General features: G+C 67.4%; 15 protein-coding genes. 10 read left to right on the top strand and 5 right to left on the bottom strand.

The window, feature by feature from the left end:
* Positions 1–19: 19 nt before the first annotated feature.
* The gene (locus FOB72_RS03240; RefSeq protein ID WP_150371209.1) at positions 20–1,639 is read right to left on the bottom strand and encodes a glycerol-3-phosphate dehydrogenase/oxidase; all 1,620 of its coding nucleotides are present in this window, start codon (positions 1,637–1,639) and stop codon (positions 20–22) included.
* A 21-nt stretch (positions 1,640–1,660) separates the two neighbouring features.
* Positions 1,661–3,220: a glycerol kinase GlpK gene (gene glpK / locus FOB72_RS03245; protein ID WP_150371210.1), complete on the bottom strand. Its 1,560-nt coding sequence runs from the start codon at positions 3,218–3,220 to the stop codon at positions 1,661–1,663.
* Between the two features lie 27 nt (positions 3,221–3,247).
* On the opposite strand from glpK, the gene FOB72_RS03250 reads away from it, so the two are divergent.
* Positions 3,248–4,135 (top strand): DUF4743 domain-containing protein, encoded by an 888-nt coding sequence (locus tag FOB72_RS03250; RefSeq protein WP_411859808.1) that lies wholly within the window; start codon positions 3,248–3,250, stop codon positions 4,133–4,135.
* Between the two features lie 62 nt (positions 4,136–4,197).
* Positions 4,198–5,064 carry a formyltetrahydrofolate deformylase gene (gene purU, locus FOB72_RS03255; RefSeq protein ID WP_150371211.1) on the top strand — a complete coding sequence of 289 codons (867 nt, stop codon included), beginning with the start codon at positions 4,198–4,200 and terminating at the stop codon, positions 5,062–5,064.
* Positions 5,065–5,089: 25 nt separating this feature from the next.
* Here purU and FOB72_RS03260 read toward each other — a convergent pair whose 3' ends face one another.
* A complete protein-coding gene (locus FOB72_RS03260; protein ID WP_150371212.1) occupies positions 5,090–5,860 on the bottom strand; it encodes a DeoR/GlpR family DNA-binding transcription regulator in 771 nt (256 codons plus the stop codon).
* A gap of 169 nt (positions 5,861–6,029) precedes the next feature.
* Between FOB72_RS03260 and FOB72_RS03265 the strand changes: the two genes are divergently transcribed.
* The 6 genes from FOB72_RS03265 (at position 6,030) to FOB72_RS03290 (ending at position 12,176) form a co-directional block, all read left to right on the top strand.
* Positions 6,030–7,184 (top strand): ABC transporter ATP-binding protein, encoded by a 1,155-nt coding sequence (locus tag FOB72_RS03265; RefSeq protein WP_150371213.1) that lies wholly within the window; start codon positions 6,030–6,032, stop codon positions 7,182–7,184.
* Position 7,185: 1 nt separating this feature from the next.
* Positions 7,186–8,298 (top strand): ABC transporter ATP-binding protein, encoded by a 1,113-nt coding sequence (locus FOB72_RS03270; RefSeq protein ID WP_150371214.1) that lies wholly within the window; start codon positions 7,186–7,188, stop codon positions 8,296–8,298.
* On the top strand, positions 8,295–9,179 hold the full coding sequence (locus tag FOB72_RS03275) for a carbohydrate ABC transporter permease (RefSeq protein ID WP_150371215.1): 885 nt from the start codon (positions 8,295–8,297) through the stop codon (positions 9,177–9,179). Before FOB72_RS03270 ends, FOB72_RS03275 begins: the two co-directional genes overlap by 4 nt.
* Complete coding sequence (locus FOB72_RS03280) at positions 9,172–9,999, top strand: carbohydrate ABC transporter permease (protein ID WP_150371216.1); 828 nt, start codon at positions 9,172–9,174, stop codon at positions 9,997–9,999. The genes FOB72_RS03275 and FOB72_RS03280 overlap by 8 nt, the downstream gene beginning before the upstream one ends.
* Positions 10,000–10,012: 13 nt before the next feature.
* Positions 10,013–10,321, top strand: a complete 309-nt coding sequence (locus FOB72_RS03285; protein ID WP_150371217.1) for a DUF2160 domain-containing protein — start codon at positions 10,013–10,015, stop codon at positions 10,319–10,321.
* 115 nt (positions 10,322–10,436) lie between these two features.
* A complete protein-coding gene (locus tag FOB72_RS03290; RefSeq protein ID WP_150371218.1) occupies positions 10,437–12,176 on the top strand; it encodes an ABC transporter substrate-binding protein in 1,740 nt (579 codons plus the stop codon).
* Positions 12,177–12,178: 2 nt separating this feature from the next.
* On the opposite strand, the gene FOB72_RS03295 is transcribed toward FOB72_RS03290, so the two are convergent.
* Positions 12,179–14,134 (bottom strand): diguanylate cyclase domain-containing protein, encoded by a 1,956-nt coding sequence (locus FOB72_RS03295; protein ID WP_150371219.1) that lies wholly within the window; start codon positions 14,132–14,134, stop codon positions 12,179–12,181.
* A gap of 293 nt (positions 14,135–14,427) precedes the next feature.
* Here FOB72_RS03295 and FOB72_RS03300 point away from each other — a divergent pair, with 293 nt between their 5' ends.
* Positions 14,428–15,027 (top strand): cysteine hydrolase family protein, encoded by a 600-nt coding sequence (locus FOB72_RS03300; RefSeq protein ID WP_150371220.1) that lies wholly within the window; start codon positions 14,428–14,430, stop codon positions 15,025–15,027.
* Between the two features lie 100 nt (positions 15,028–15,127).
* Entirely contained in the window at positions 15,128–16,150 is a 1,023-nt protein-coding gene (waaC, locus tag FOB72_RS03305; protein ID WP_150371221.1) for a lipopolysaccharide heptosyltransferase I, read from the top strand.
* Here the strand turns inward: waaC and FOB72_RS03310 are convergent.
* Entirely contained in the window at positions 16,111–16,770 is a 660-nt protein-coding gene (locus FOB72_RS03310; RefSeq protein ID WP_150371222.1) for a hypothetical protein, read from the bottom strand. The genes waaC and FOB72_RS03310 overlap by 40 nt on opposite strands.
* Between the last annotated feature and the right edge of the window lie 29 nt (positions 16,771–16,799).

Genomic DNA, 16,799 nt, shown 5'->3' on the forward strand with positions numbered 1-16,799 from the left:
TATCCCCCCCCTTCTTTCGTTACGACTCGAGCATGTACCCCTTGGCCAGCGCCCCGAACGAGGCCACTTCGGTTTCCTGCCATGCGGCATCGTGGCCCAGCTCCTCCGCGAGGATTTCCGCGACGCGCGGCGCGCCGGCCACGGCCGCGCGGGCATCGAGGAACAGCGCGCGGTTGCGGCGGGCGAGCACATCCTCCACGCGGCGCGCGAGTTCATGGCGCGCGGCAAAGCGCACGTGCGCGGCCGTCAGCCCCGCCGCGGGCACGATGATGTCGTCGTTGCCCGGCAGCGCGCGCAACAGCGGCAGATCGGAACCATAGTAGCGGTCCGGGGAGCCGGAGTTGGCCGCGGGCAGGTCGGCCGGCAGGTCGGTCGCGCCATGCAGCGGCAGCTCGGCCGTCACGCCCGGCGCCGCCTTGAGCAGCTGGCGCTGGATCGCGGTGCCGATCACGTCTTCGGCCATCTTGCGATAGGTCGTCCACTTGCCGCCCGTCACCGTGATCAGGCCGGCCTTCGACACGAGGATCGTATGTTCGCGCGACAGCGAGGCCGTCGACGATTCGCCCGTGGCCTTGACGAGCGGACGCAGGCCCGCCCACACGCTGGTCACGTCCGCGCGCGTGGGGTCGCGCGAGAGATAGCGCGAGGCCGTCTCGAGAATAAAGTCCACGTCGTCGCCGGTCGCGCGCGGTTCCAGCGGCAGGTCCTGTCGCGGAGAATCGGTCGTGCCGACGATCGTGTGGCCGTTCCAGGGCACGATGAACAGCACGCGGCCGTCGTCGGTCTTCGGCACGAGGATCGCGCGATCGCCGGGCAGGAAGCTGCGCGGCAGCGTCAGGTGCACACCCTGGCTCGGCGCGACCATCGTGCGCGCCTGGCCGTCTTCCATCTGGCGGATGGCATCGACCCACACGCCCGTGGCGTTGATCACGCAATCCGCGCGGAGTTCGAACGTGCGGGTTTCGTCGATGGGGCCGATGACATCCTGCGCGGTCACGCCCGTGATCACGCCGTTCTTCTGCTGCAGGCCCGTCACACGCATGTAGTTGAGCGCCACGCCGCCGACATCGAACAGCGTGCGCATCAGCGCCGTGGCCAGCCGGGAGTCGTCGAACTGCCCGTCGAAATAGAGATTGCCGCCACGCAGCGGCCGGCCGCCGACATGTTCGGCCAGCGTCGGTGCCGCAGCGAGCGCCTCGCGATGGCTGAGCCAGCGGCTGCCCGAGAGGTTGAGCCCGCCCGCGAGCATGTCGTAGACCTTGAGGCCGATGCCGTAGAACGGCTGGTCGAACATCTGGTAGGCCGGCACCACGAACCCGAGCGGCCAGACGAGGTGCGGGGCGTTGCGCGCGAGCAGGCCGCGCTCGTGCAGCGCCTCGCGGACCAGGCTGATATTGCCCTGTGCGAGGTAGCGGACGCCGCCGTGTACGAGCTTGGTGGCCTTGCTCGAGGTGCCCTTGGCGAAGTCGGCCGCTTCGAGCAGCAGCGTGCGATAGCCACGGGATGCGGCATCGACCGCGGTGCCGAGGCCGGTGGCGCCGCCGCCAATGACGATGACGTCCCAGCGCGGTTCGCGCTCGAGCGTGGCGAGCAGCTCGGCGCGCGAAGGTGGCTGGACGGAAGGTACGGGTTTCTGCATGACAGTAGGGATCAACGGTATTCAGGAGGGCCGGGCGGCAGGGCGGCTGTCGCCGCTGTCGTGCTCGTCATCGTCGCGGGCCCAGTCGCGTGCGCGCGCCACCGCGCGATGCCAGCGGCGCAGGCGCTGCGCGCGCTCGTCGGCGGAGAGCCGCGGCTCGAAGCGCTGCTCCACCTGCCATTGCTGGCGAATCTCTTCGGTATCGCTCCAGTAGCCGGTGGCGAGGCCGGCCAGGTAGGCGGCGCCGAGGGCCGTGGTTTCGGTCACGCGCGGGCGTACCACGGGGGTGCCGAGCAGGTCGGCCTGCATCTGCATGAGCAGGTCGCTGCGCGACGCGCCACCATCCACGCGGAGCTCGGCCAGCGGCAGGCCCGCGTCTTTCTCCATGGCCTGCAGCACGTCCACGCTCTGGAACGCGATGGACTCGAGCGCCGCGCGCGCGATATGCGGACGGCCCGTGCCGCGCGTGATGCCGACCATCGTGCCGCGCGCGAACGCATCCCAGTGCGGCGCGCCGAGGCCAGCGAAGGCGGGCACCAGCACCACGCCCCCGGTGTCGTCGCACTGGCGCGCGAGCGCTTCCGCCTCGGGCGCGCTCTCGATGATCTTCAGGCCGTCGCGCAGCCACTGGATCGTCGCGCCGCCCATGAACACGCCGCCTTCGAGGCAATACTGGGTATCGCTCCCGATCTGCCAGCCGATGGTCGTGAGCAGACGGTTCTGCGATGCCACGGGTTTGTCGCCCGCGTTCATCAGGATGAAGCAGCCCGTGCCGTAGGTGTTCTTGGCCATGCCCGGCGACAGGCAGACCTGCCCGAACGTCGCCGCCTGCTGGTCGCCCGCGATGCCCGCGATCGGAATCTCGGTGCCGAACAGCCGCGCCGAGGTCCGCGCGACTTCGCCGCTCGACGGCGCCACGTCCGGCAGCAGGCTCTTTGGAATATCGAGCACGGCCAGCAGGTCGTCGTCCCAGCGGAAATCGTTGATATTGAACATCAGCGTGCGCGCCGCGTTGGACACGTCGGTCACGTGGCGGCGGCCCTCGGTCAGCTGCCAGATCAGCCAGCTATCGACGGTGCCGAACGCGAGCTCGCCACGCTCGGCGCGCGCGCGGGCGCCTTCGTAGTTGTCGAGCATCCAGCGCAGCTTGGTGCCCGAGAAATAGGCATCGATGATCAGGCCAGTCTTCTGCTGGAACAGCGGGCCATGGCCGTCGTTCTGCAACTGCTCGCACAGCGGGGCGGTGCGGCGGTCCTGCCAGACCAGCGCGCGGCCGACCGGTTCGCCGGTCTTGCGGTCCCATAGCACCGTGGTCTCGCGCTGGTTCGTGATGCCGATGGCGCGCACCTGCGTGCCGCTGACGTTGGCCGCGGTCAGCACCTCGTGCGCGACGGCGAGCTGCGACTGCCAGATCTCGTACGGATCGTGCTCGACGTGGCCGGGATGCGGATAATATTGCCGGAATTCGCGCTGGGCGATGCGCACCACGTTGCCCGCGTGATCGAACAGGATGGCGCGCGAGCTGCTCGTGCCCTGATCGAGCGCCAGGATGAAAGTTGGCTGTGAAGACGTGGTGCTCATGCGTGCCCCGTCGAAATCGAATCGAACATGTCAGAAATGAATGAAGTCGCCGCGCGAGCGGCACGCGCCGGTCTGGTGGAACGTACGGCGGCCGGCGTGGCCGCGCGCAGTCCATTCGATGCCGATTCGCATCTGCGGCTGATTGTCGAAGGCTGCCACGTCGGCTGGCTGCCGCGCGCGCACGCCATCGTGCTGCGGTCGATGCAGGCCGAGGCGGCCGCCGAGGGCACCGGGGCCATCGAATGGGTGGGGGCGGAAGCCCATGGCACCATCGCGCTGCTGCCCGGCCGCCACGACTTTGCGAGCCGCAGCGCCGCGCTGGCCCGGCTCGCGAAGCGGCTCGCGGACGCGGGCCACGTGCGCGGCTGGCGCAACGAGCTCTTCGCGGTGACGCCCGCGCTCGACGCGCCCGCGTTCGCGACCATCGAGCGCGCCGCGGCCCGGTACCTGGGCCTGCTGACGTTCGCCTCCCATATGAACGGGATCATCGACACGCCGCCCGGGCAGCCGCCCGCGCTGTGGGTGTCGCGGCGCAGCCCGTCCAAGTCGGTGGACCCCGGCATGTGGGACAACCTCGTCGCGGGCGGCATGCCGCATGGCAGCGCGCCGCTGGAAACGCTCGTGCGCGAATGCGACGAGGAATCGGGCATTCCGCAGGCACTGGCCGCGCGGGCCGAGGCCCACGGCATGATCGAGGTCCTGCGCGAGATCCCCGAAGGCGTGCAGTGGGAACAGGTCTTCGTGTACGACCTCGTGCTGCCCGCGGACTTCGTGCCCGTGAACCGCGATGGCGAGGTGGCCGAGCATCGGCGGATCGCCCCGGCGGCATTGCTTGCTATCATGGCGGACCGCGCGATGACCGTGGATGCCACGCTGGTGACGCTCGATGCGCTCCGGCGGCGAGGCTGGGCCTGAGATTTCAGGTACCCATCCCAGCCCCGTGTCCCCACGGCCTGCCCTGAACCCAATCGCTTACGATGAGCAACACCGGATTTATTCTCACCATTTCGTGCCCGGACCAGCCGGGCATCGTCCATGCCGTTTCGGGCCTGCTGTTCCAGCACGGCTGCAATATCGTTGACTCCGACCAGTACGGCGACGCCTTTACGGGCCGCTTCTTCATGCGCGTGCATTTCAGCACCGCCGCGGGCGGTCCGGATCTTGCCGCACTGCGCACCGCGTTCACGCCGGTCGGCGATCAGTTCGGCATGCAGTGGGAAATGTTCGACGATTCGGTCAAGCCGCGCGTCATGATCATGGTGTCCAAGATCGGTCACTGCCTCAACGACCTGCTGTTCCGCGCCAAGGCGGGCGGCCTGCCCGTCGAGATCGCGGCGATCGTCTCGAACCATCGCGACTTCTACCAGCTGGCCGCGTCGTACGACGTGCCGTTCTTCCACCTTCCGCTGATGAACGCCTCGGGCGAGCAGAAGGCCGCGCAGGAAGCCCGCGTGTTCGAGGTCGTGCGCGACCAGAACATCGACCTCGTCGTGCTCGCGCGCTACATGCAGGTGCTGTCGGACGATTTGTGCCGCAAGCTGGCCGGCCGCGCGATCAATATCCACCATTCGTTCCTGCCGAGCTTCAAGGGCGCCAAGCCGTACTACCAGGCGCACGACCGCGGCGTGAAACTGATCGGCGCGACGGCCCACTACGTGACCGCGGACCTCGACGAGGGCCCGATCATCGAGCAGGAGATCGAGCGCGTGGACCACAGCATGGACCCCGACCAGCTCACGGCCGTGGGCCGCGACGTCGAGTGCGTGGCCCTTGCGCGTGCCGTCAAGTGGCACGCCGAACACCGCATCCTGCTCAACGGCCACAAGACGGTCGTCTTCAAGTAAGCGGACCGCCGCGGGCCCCATCCCCTTACTCGGGGTCCGCGACCACACAGCTCACTCCACTGTCGCCCAGCATCTGCACGAACGGTTCGCGCAGCGGTTCGTCCGTGAACAGGCGATCGACGCTCGAGAGCGGCGCCAGTTCCACCATGGCCTGGCGATTGAACTTGCTGGCGTCGGCGGCCAGCCAGATCTCGCGCGAATGTTCCATGATCGTGCGCGCGACCTTCACCTCGCGGAAATCGAAATCGCGTAGCGTGCCGTCGGCCTCGATGCCCGAGATGCCGATCAGCCCGATATCCACCTTGAACTGACGGATAAACTCGACCGTGGCCTCGCCGATGATGCCGCGGTCGCGCGAGCGCAGCACGCCGCCCGCGACGATGACCTCGCAATCGGGATTGTCCGCAAGGATATTGGCCACGTGGAGGTTGTTCGTGATGACGCGCAACCCGCGATGGTGGATGAGCGCGCGCGCGATTTCCTCGACCGTGGTCCCGATATTCAGGATCAGCGAGCAGCCATCCGGCACCGCCGCGGCCACCGCGCGGCCGATGCGCGCCTTGCCGTCGGCATTGAGCAGTTGCCGCTGCCGGTAGGCAATGTTCTCCGTCGTGGAGTTCTCCATCCGCACGCCGCCGTGGAAGCGCGTGAGCATGCCATTCTCGGCCAGCAGATTGACGTCGCGGCGCACCGTCTGGAGGGTCACGCCGAACTTGCGCGCGAGCGCGTCGATGGAGGCGAAGCCCTGGCTGCGTACCTCTTCGAGCAGGGCAGTCTGGCGGGGATTGAGGATCATGCGGGCATTCTAGAACAAACAGAAACGAAAACAAATGATGCGCCGCACAGTTGTATTACGTTCGCTTTTTTGCTAAAACGAGCAGGACACAGAAAATAGTGCATTGCAGCGCCCACAGCGGTTACGCGTGAGAGTGCTGAATAAGGCATAAGAACATATTGGAGACTGGATGCAGCTCAGCCTGGAAGGCGTTGCGCAGCAGGTCGGTTCGCAACCCTATCTTTATCCGATGTCGCTCGCGCCGGTACCCGGCGCCGTCACGATTCTGCTTGGCGCCACGCAGGCCGGCAAGACTTCGCTGATGCGCGTGATGGCCGGGCTCGACCGGCCGACCGCAGGCCAGGTGCGCGTCGATGGCACGGACGTGACCGGCGTGCCGGTGCGCGACCGCAACGTGTCGATGGTGTACCAGCAGTTCATCAACTACCCGTCGCTCACGGTCTTCGACAACATCGCTTCGCCGCTGCGCCTGCGCAAGACCGGGCGCGACGAGATCGCGCGGCAGGTGCGCGAACTGGCGGCGCGGCTCCATATCGATCATCTGCTGCAGCGCTATCCGGCCGAGCTGTCGGGCGGCCAGCAGCAGCGCGTGGCCCTCGCACGGGCGCTGGCGAAGAACGCGCCGCTGATGCTGCTGGACGAGCCGCTCGTCAACCTCGACTACAAGCTGCGCGAGGAACTGCGCGAGGAGCTCACGCAGCTGTTCGCGCATGGCGACGCCACGGTCATCTACGCGACCACCGAGCCCGCCGAAGCGCTGCTGCTGGGCGGCTATACGGCCGTGCTCGATGCGGGCGAACTGCTGCAGTACGGGCCGACGCCGCAGGTCTTCCACTATCCGGACTCGCTGCGCGTGGCGCGCGCGTTCAGCGATCCGCCGATGAATCTGATCGCCGGGACGTTCGCCGCGGGGCGCGTGACGCTGCCCGGCGGGATCTCGCTGCCCGTGCCCGAGGCCGCGGGCTACGAGGGCGCGGTAACGATGGGCGTGCGCGCGGCCGCGCTGCGGCTCAAGCCGACCGCGTCCGCGGACGGCGAGGGCGCGAGCGTCGATGTGCCGGGCCGCGTGGCGCTGGCCGAACTGTCGGGTTCCGATACGTTCGTGCACGTGGACACGGCCGCCGGCAACCTCGTGGCGCAGTTCGCGGGTGTGCTCGACTTCGCGCTCGGCGCGCAGCTGTCGCTGTATCTGGACCCCGCGCAGATCTATCTGTTCGATGCCGCCGGCGCGCGCATCCACGCGCCGCGCCGGCCGGGCGCGCTGGCCGATGCGGTCAGCACGCCGCTGTCCGCCGCGTTGTCACCCACGGCAAGCGGAGGCTGAGATGGCACGTATCGATCTCGACCTCGCCCATGCCTACGGCCCGAACCCGCAGCGCGACGAGGACTATGCGCTGCTGCCGCTGCAATTCACGTTCGAGGACGGCGGCGCCTATGCGCTGCTCGGCCCGTCGGGGTGCGGCAAGACCACGCTGCTCAACTGCGTGTCCGGGCTGCTGCGCCCGTCGCATGGCACGATCCATTTCGATGGCAGGGACGTGACCGCGGCCTCGCCGCAGGCGCGCAATATCGCGCAGGTGTTCCAGTTTCCGGTGATCTACGACACGATGACCGTCGGCGAGAACCTCGCGTTTCCGCTGCGCAATCGCGGCGTGCCCGATGCGCAGGTCAGGGAGCGCGTGGGCCGCGTGGCGGAGATGCTCGACCTCTCGTCGTCGCTGGACCGCCGCGCGAGCGGGCTGGCCGCCGATGCCAAGCAGAAGATCTCGCTCGGGCGCGGCCTCGTGCGGCAGGACGTCTCGGCCATCCTGTTCGACGAACCGCTGACCGTGATCGACCCGCACCTCAAATGGCAGCTGCGGCGCAAGCTCAAGGAAATCCATCACGAGTTCCGGCTCACGCTGATCTACGTCACGCACGACCAGACCGAGGCGCTCACGTTCGCGGACCAGGTGGTCGTGATGTCGCGCGGCAAGGCCGTGCAGGTCGGTTCGGCCGATGCGCTGTTCGAAAAGCCCGCGCACACGTTCGTCGGGCACTTTATCGGCTCGCCGGGCATGAATTTCCTCTCGGCCACATGGCGCGACGGGGCGATCGAGGTGGAAGGGGGCCATGACGGGCGCCGCTACACGCCGGCACTCGAACCGCATGTCGCGGCCGCGCTGCAGGCCGCGGGCACGTTCCGCATCGGCGTGCGGCCCGAATACCTGGGCCTGTCGGGCGAGGGCGATCCGCTCGCGATGCCGGTGCGCGTGACGCGCGCGCAGGACATCGGCACGTACTGGCTCGTCACGGCGGGCGTGCGCGGCGCGGAAACCGCCACGCTGCGCGCCCGGCTCGGTACCGAAGCCGCGGCGCTGAACGCGGGCGATGCCGCGTGGCTCACCGTGTTCAACCGCCATACCTGCTACTACGTCAACGAGGAACTGGTCCAATGAAGCCCGTCAACCAGAAAGCCTGGCTGCTGGTCCTGCCGGTGGTGATCTGCGTGGCGTTCTCCGCCATCCTGCCGCTGATGACCATCGTCAACTACTCGGTGCAGGACATCATCTCCCCCGAGCGCCGCGTGTTCGTCGGCACCGAATGGTTCGCCACCGTGCTGCGCGACGCGGAGCTCCATGACGCGCTGCTGCGTCAGCTCGGGTTCTCGCTCGCCGTGCTGGCCGTGGAGATTCCGCTCGGCATTCTTCTGGCGCTGGCCATGCCGGCCGCGGGCTGGCGCGCGTCGGCGACGCTCGTGGTCATCGCGCTCTCGCTCCTTATTCCGTGGAACGTGGTCGGCACGATCTGGCAGATTTTCGGCCGGACCGATATCGGCCTGCTCGGCGCCTCGCTGGCGGGGCTCGGGTTCGACTACAACTACACGGGCAGCGCCGTCGATGCGTGGGTCACCGTGCTCGTGATGGACGTATGGCACTGGACGCCGCTGGTCGCGCTGCTCTGCTACGCGGGCCTGCGCGCGATTCCCGACGCCTACTACCAGGCCGCGCAGATCGATGGCGCCTCGCGCTTCGCGGTGTTCCGCTTTATCCAGCTGCCCAAGCTGCGCGGCGTGCTGATGATCGCGGTGCTGCTGCGCTTCATGGACAGCTTCATGATCTACACCGAGCCGTTCGTGCTGACCGGCGGCGGGCCCGGCAACGCGACCACGTTCCTGTCGCAGTATCTGACGCAGAAGGCAGTGGGGCAGTTCGACCTCGGCCCCGCCGCGGCGTTCTCCATCGTGTACTTCCTGATCATCCTGCTGACCTGCTTCGTGCTCTATAACTGGATGCAGCGCGCCGGCACGGCCGGCAGCGAGGAGGTGTCCCATGGCTGAGAAGCAACCTGGCCAGCGCACCAGCGCATGGCGTCCGGTCTTCCTCACGATCTACCTGCTGTTCGCGATCGTGCCGATCTACTGGATGGTGAACATGTCGTTCAAGACCAACGAGGAGATCGTGTCCACGCTGTCGCTGTGGCCCGCGAGCTTCACGTTCGAGCATTACGTGACCATCTTCACCGATGCGTCGTGGTACTCGGGCTATATCAACTCGATGATCTATGTCGCGCTGAACACGGTCATCTCGATCTCCGTCGCGCTGCCGGCCGCGTACGCGTTCTCGCGCTACCAGTTCATCGGCGACAAGCACGTGTTCTTCTGGCTGCTGACCAACCGCATGACGCCGCCGGCCGTGTTCCTGCTGCCGTTCTTCCAGCTCTACACGACCATGGGGCTCATGGACACGCACCTCGGCGTGGCGCTGGCGCACCTCGTGTTCAACGTGCCGCTGGCCGTATGGATTCTGGAAGGCTTCATGTCGGGCGTGCCGCGCGAGATCGACGAGACCGCCTACGTGGATGGTTATTCGTTCCCGCGCTTCTTCCTGACCATCTTCCTGCCGCTGATCAAGGCCGGCGTGGGCGTGGCCGCGTTCTTCTGCTTCATGTTCAGCTGGGTGGAGCTGCTGCTCGCGCGCACGCTGACGTCGGTGGAGGCCAAGCCGATCGTGGCGACGATGACGCGCACGGTGTCCGCGTCGGGCATGGACTGGGGCGTGCTGGCCGCGGCCGGCGTGCTGACCATCGTGCCGGGCGGCATCGTGATCTGGTTCGTGCGGCACTACATCGCGAAGGGCTTCGCGATGGGTCGCGTCTGAGGGAGGGCGATCGATGCTGAGCTGGATGGTATGGACCACCCCCGTGGCGGTGTTCTTTGCAAGCGTGGTCGTGATGCTCATCGGCATGACGATCTGGGAAATGCGCGCGCCCACGGTATTGCGCAAGGGGTTCCTGCCGATTGCCACCACGCGTGGGGACCGGCTGTTCATCGGGCTGATGTGCGCGGCCTGGATCAACCTCGCATGGGTGGGTCTCGGCGAAAAGATGCAGGCGTGGTTCTCGCTGGCCGAGGAACCGTCGGTATGGATCAGCGCGGGCATCTCGCTGCTGGTATTGCTGGTGATCATGCGCAAGGGCTGATTCGTTCGTTCTTGCCGCAAGTTGTCCCATTCGATGGGCTGTGCCGCCTGTTCTCTTCCCCGGGGCGCCATCCCAGAAACAGAAATCCGGGGAGGGGGTTCCTGAGGAGACATTGATGAAACAGCACGTAAGGTTGGGGATGTCGGCCCTGGCGTTTGCGGCGGCGCTCGCGTGCGGGCACGCGTCGGCAGGGGAAGCGGAAGCGAAGAAGTGGGTGGACAACGAGTTCCAGCCGTCCTCGCTGAGCAAGGACAAGCAGCTCGCGGAGATGAAGTGGTTCATCGATGCCGCGGCCAAGCTCAAGGCCAAGGGCGTCAACCAGATCAACGTGGTGTCGGAAACCATCACCACGCACGAATACGAGTCCAAGACGCTGGCCAAGGCGTTCGAGGAAATCACGGGCATCAAGGTCAACCACGACCTGATCCAGGAAGGCGACGTCGTCGAGAAGCTGCAGACCTCGATGCAGTCCGGCAAGTCGATCTACGATGGCTGGATCTCCGACTCGGACCTGATCGGCACGCACTACCGCTATGGCGCGATCCTGCCGCTGTCCGACTATATGTCCGGCGCGGGCAAGGAGTTCACGAACCCCGATATCGACCTCAAGGACTTTATCGGCACCAAGTTCACCACGGCCCCGGACGGCAAGCTCTATCAGCTGCCCGACCAGCAATTCGCCAACCTGTACTGGTTCCGCGCGGACTGGTTCGCGCGCAAGGACCTGCAGGACAAGTTCAAGGCCAAGTATGGCTATGACCTCGGCGTGCCGACCAACTGGTCCGCATACGAGGACATCGCCAACTTCTTCTCGAACGACGTGAAGGAGCTCGACGGCAAGAAGGTCTATGGCCACATGGATTACGGCAAGAAGGATCCGTCGCTGGGCTGGCGCTTCACCGACGCGTGGCTCTCGATGGCGGGTACCGCCGACAAGGGCCTGCCGAACGGGATGCCCGTGGACGAGTGGGGCATTCGCGTGGGCGCCGACAAGTGCACGCCGGAGGGTGCGTCGGTGTCGCGTGGCGGCGCCACCAACAGCCCGGCCGCGGTCTATGCGCTGACCAAGTACATCGACTGGATGAAGAAGTACGCGCCGCCGCAGGCCATGGGCATGACGTTCTCCGAAGCCGGCCCGGTGCCCGCGCAGGGACAGGTCGCGCAGCAGATCTTCTGGTACACGGCATTCACCGCCGACATGACCAAGAAGGGCCTGCCCGTGGTCAACGCCGATGGCTCGCCCAAGTGGCGCATGGCGCCGTCGCCGTATGGCCCCTACTGGAAGCAGGGCATGCAGAACGGCTATCAGGACGTGGGTTCGTGGACGTTCTTCAAGAACACCGATCCGAACCGCCTGGCCGCCGCGTGGCTCTACGCGCAGTTCGTGACCGCGAAGACCGTGTCGCTGAAGAAGTCGCTGACGGGGCTGACCTTTATCCGCGACAGCGATATCAACAACGAGTACCTGACCAAGAACGCGGCCAAGTACGGCGGCCTGATCGAGTTCTATCGCAGCCCGGCGCGCGTGGCGTGGACGCCGACGGGTAACAACGTGCCCGACTATCCGAAGCTCGCGCAACTGTGGTGGAAGAACGTGGCCACCGCGGTGACGGGCGAGAAGACGCCGCAGGCGGCGATGGACACGCTGGCCGAAGAGATGGATCAGGTGATGGCACGGCTGCAGCGCGCGGGCATGAGCCACTGCGCGCCGAAGCTCAACCCGAAGAGCGATCCGTCGAAGTGGCTGTCGTCGGAACACGCGCCGTGGAAGAAGCTCGACAACGAGAAGCCGAAGGGCGAGACGATCGCGTACGACAAGCTGCTGCAGGCGTGGAAGGAAGGGAAGGTGCGGTAACCTCAGGACATCGTCGCCGGCGCCGGACTGGCCGGCGACGCATGTCGCGCCTTCCCATGGCGCTTGGCCTCGTACAGCGCCATATCCGCCCGCATGAACAGCTCGCTGATCGAGCTCCCCGTATGCGGATGGTGCAGGGCACTCCCCACACTCGCGGTCGCCACGAACGGCTGGTCGCCGATGACGAGCGGCCGCATCGCGGCCTGCACCACGGTGCGGGCCAGCCGATTGACCGTCGCGGGCGTGCCCACGTTCTCCAGAATGATCGCGAACTCGTCGCCGCCGATGCGCGCGACCGCGTCGCCCTTGCGCACGCAATGGGTCAGCCGCTCCGCAAAGGCCACGAGCAGACGGTCGCCGACGGCATGCCCGTAGGTATCGTTGACGGCCTTGAAGTCGTCGAGGTCCACCAGCAGCAGCGCCGCGCGCTGGCCGCCGGCATCGGCGCGCGTCATCACCTCCGCCAGCCGGCGATCGAACCCCTTGCGGTTGAGCAGGCCGGTCAGATGGTCCGATAGCGTCTGCGCCTCGAGTTGCCGCAGCCGCGCGCGCTCGTCGGTCACGTTGCGCGCGAACATATGGAGCCCGGTCAGCGCATCGCGCGCTTCGTTCCACGCCGGCTGGTAGGTGACCTCCACCCATTCCCCGTCGGCACACTCGCGCGTCACGGTCACGGCCTCGCCCGCGCGGGCCTGCGCGAGGTAAGGCTCGTTGGCCACGTACTCCGTGGTCCCCCACAGCTCGCGCAGCGTCAGCCCGACGATCTGCTCCGGCGCCACGCCGAAGTGATTCGCGTAGGCCTGGTTGACGTAGGCGAAGCGTTCGGTGGCGTCGATAAAGGACACATAGTCGGGCACATGGTTGGCAATGGCCTCCATGCGCTTCTCGCTCGCATCGGCGCGGTCTTTCGCGGCCTCGAGCGCGCGCTCGCGCTCGGACAGCTGATGCATGACCTCGCGGAACGCCGTGGCCAGCTCGCCGATCTCGTCCTCGCGCCCGATCGGCAGCTCTTCCACCGCGGTGGGCTGCGTCGTCACCTGCCGCACGGCGCGATGCAGGCGTTCGAGGGGCGCAAGCATCTGCCGGATCAGCAGCCACATCAGCACGCCTGCGATCAGCAGCGAGATGACGGCGGCCGCCATCGCGCGCTGGCGAATCTCCATCAGCGGCGCAAACGCTTCCTTTGCCGGCAGCACGGCCACCACCTGCCATCCGTTGGCCTCGAGCAGATGCCGCGCGACGATCGGCTGTCTGGGCGACAGCCATTCCCATGCGGACTCGGGCTGCTCGGCCCCGCACGACTCGCCGGCCGCGCGCGCGGGCTGCAGGACGTTGCTGGCCACGGGATGGAGCGCGTAGCGCGGGCTGGCCGTCGAGGACACCAGGCAGTAGTAGCCGGTGACGCCGACCCGGCTGCGTGCGACCTCGCGCAGGAAGTTATGACCGCTGAGATTCAGCACGCCGCCGACCACGGCGAGCAGTTCGCCGTTCGGCCCGCGCAGCGGTATCGCGAGAATCACGCCGGGCGAGTTCGAATAGCGGCCCTGGATCAGATCGGAGACGACGAACGGCGCGCCTTTCAGAATGGCCTGAAAGTATTCGCGTTCGCCGACGTTGGGCTTGTACCCCTCGGGCACCGCGGTGCTGAAGGCCAGCGTGCCGTCGGGCCAGGCCATGAGCACCGCGTTGAAGCTTTCGGGCATGTCCACGGTGTCCGTGGCAATGCGGCGCAGTTCCGAGGTGGGGCGGGAAAGGGCGGGGGCGAGCTGCTTCGCCAGCCGGCGCAGCACGATCTCTCGCGACTCGAGCTTTTCGTCGAGCTGTTCGGCGACCATCTTGACGAGCGTGTCCTGCTGGTCTTGCAGCAGGCCCTTGAGGCTGTCGTACGCGTAGTACTGGGAAAACCCCGCGCGAACCACGAGGACCAGCGTGACCACGAGCGCAGTCGCGACCGCCATCCGGTACTTCAAAGAGTGCCGCATGTTCATGTTCTTTTTCATGCACGCTCGCGTATCGCCTGGGATATCGCAATACTGGCGCGCACTGACCCGTTCTCGGTGCCTGGGCTTTTGTCCGGCAACCCCGCCCATTTTTCGGCAACCGGTTCGCAGCGTAGCAGATGTGCACCCACGTAAACGCGGACTAATCCAAATGGATGTGTTCAGCCGTACGTGATGTGATGCGTACGGAACGGTGAAGCCGCGCGTGAAGTGGATTAGTATCGACGTTTTGACGAAAGGACCCGTCTACCATGTCCGCTCCCTTCACCCTGCTCGACGCCGCCGGCGCGAGCCGCAAGCCCGCTGCCTGGCAGGACGCCGTGCTGGTCGTCGTCGACCACCAGCAGGAGTACGTCGATGGCCGGCTGCCGCTGGTCGGCATGCCATCCGCCATCGCGGCCTGTGCCGAACTGCTCGCGCTCGCGCGCGAACATGGCACCCCCGTCGTGCATATCGTCCATCACGGCAAGGCCGGTGGCGCGTTCGACCCCGGCACCCGCTTCGCGCAGATCATCGACGGCCTGACGCCGCAGGGCGACGAGGCGACCGTGGTCAAGCATCTGCCCAACAGCTTTGCCGGGACCGAGCTCGCGGCGCGGCTGGAGGCGCTGGGCCGCAAGGAGCTGATCGTCGCGGGCTTCCAGACGCATATGTGCGTGAGCGCCACCGTGCGGTCCGCGCTCGACCACGGTTACCGCTGCACGGTGGTGGCCGCGGCCTGCGCCACGCGCGATCTGCCCGATCCGCTCGGGGGCGAGCCGGTGCCGGCCGCCGCGCTGCACCGCGTGACGCTGGCGGCGCTGCACGATCGCTTTGCCACGGTGGTGCCGGACGCCTCCGCCTGGCGGTAAGCGTTGCCAGTCCAGAGAGGCTGGAGGTGACGAGTGCGCGCGCGCGCTCAGGCATACTAGCGGCTTCGCCAATTTCACCGGTTCCAGCCGCCGCCCCCGCATGAAGCGCATCCTCGTCATCAAGATCACCTCGCTTGGCGATATGGTCCACACGCTGCCGCTGATCTCCGATCTGCGCCGCGCATATCCGGAAGCGAAGATCGACTGGGTCGCGGATGCATCCTGCGCGGACATCCCCCGCTGGGCCGTCGGGGTCGATCGCGTGATCTCGCCCCCGCTGCGCGGCTTCAAGAAGCAGCGCAGCCTGAAGAACCTCGGCGGCATCCTCAAGGCCATCCGCCAGCTGCGGCGCGAGAAGTACGACGCGGTGGTCGATGTGCACGGCGTGATGAAGAGCGCGATCGTCGCGCGGCTCGCGCGCGCGCCGCGCCGCTACGGCTATGCCGCCGAATTTCTGGGCGAGCCGCAGGCCGAGGTCTTCTACACCGACATCTACGGCCCGCATGGCGACGCCACGTGCCGCCACAAGATGCGCATGGTCGTGGCCAACGCGCTGGGTTACGAGATCGAGCCGCGCGAGACCAACGCGCTGCGCGTGCCGGCGCCCGCGACGCCGCTCAATGCGGACGGCGTGCCGCGCTGCATGCTGTTCCATGCGACGTCCGCCGAGATCAAGAAGTGGCCGCAGGCCAGCTGGGTCCGCGTGGGGCAGGCCCTGACCGCGCGCGGCTATCGCATCCAGCTGCCGTGGGGCTCCGACAAGGAGCGTCAGGAATCGGAGGCGCTGGCCGCCCAGATTCCGGGCGCCGAAGTGCTGCCGCGCATGTCGATCACCGAAGTCGCGCAACGCGTCGATGCCGCCGCGCTCGTCGTGGGCATGGACACGGGCTTCGTGCACCTGGCCGATGCGCTTGGCAAGCCGTCGGTGATGCTGTTCACGGCCACGGACCGGCAGCATTTCGGCATCCATACGGAAGGGCAGTCGCTGTCGATCGGCGATCGCGGCGCGCCGCCGACGGTCGAGGACGTGATGGCCGCGGTGGATAAGGTGACGGCGCCTCATGACGCCAGCCCGGCCCTCCATCAGGCGGCCGGCGCAAGCGCGATGCAATCCCCCGCGTAGTGCCAGTATTCGAAGCGCAGCACCGTCAGGCCGTCCGCGCTCGTCATCACGTCCAGCACATGCGGCACCTGCCGCAGCCACATCAGCGATGAGAATCGGGCCACGCCGGTCAGTCCCGCCGGCGGCGGCAGCCGTTCGCCATGCCGCAGCGCCAGCCGCAGGATATGCACGGGCACGAAGTGCGCGCGGTCCTGCATGCGGGCGAGGGCGGGTTCGGTAAAGAACAGCGGTTCCTGCGCCATGGCCATGAAGTGCCGGCGCAGCGCGCCCACCGCGTCGGGCCCGACCGGCGCGCCGCTGCCGATTGTGCCCAGCGGCGTCATGCCGCGGACCCGCGGCGTCCAGAGCCCGCCCGTGACCAGCACCGTGTCGGCGATATCGGGTTCGGGCAGGAACGCATTGCAGGCCCATACCGCAATGACGTCGCCATCGAGGTTCATCAGCTGCACGCGCCGCGCGTGCGCGCGCAGGTAACCGACCATGCAGCCAAGTTCGTCGTCGTAGACGGGCAGCGCATCGCGAGGCAGCCGCGGGGGCCGTACCTCGAAGGGACCCGCCGACGCGGGATATCGCCCCGCCCAAGCGCGCGCGTGCGCGCAGGCAACATCGATCGCCCACATCCGGTCACCACTCCGTGGCCATTGGAAAG

Source organism: Cupriavidus pauculus (assembly GCF_008693385.1).
Lineage (GTDB): Bacteria > Pseudomonadota > Gammaproteobacteria > Burkholderiales > Burkholderiaceae > Cupriavidus > Cupriavidus pauculus_D.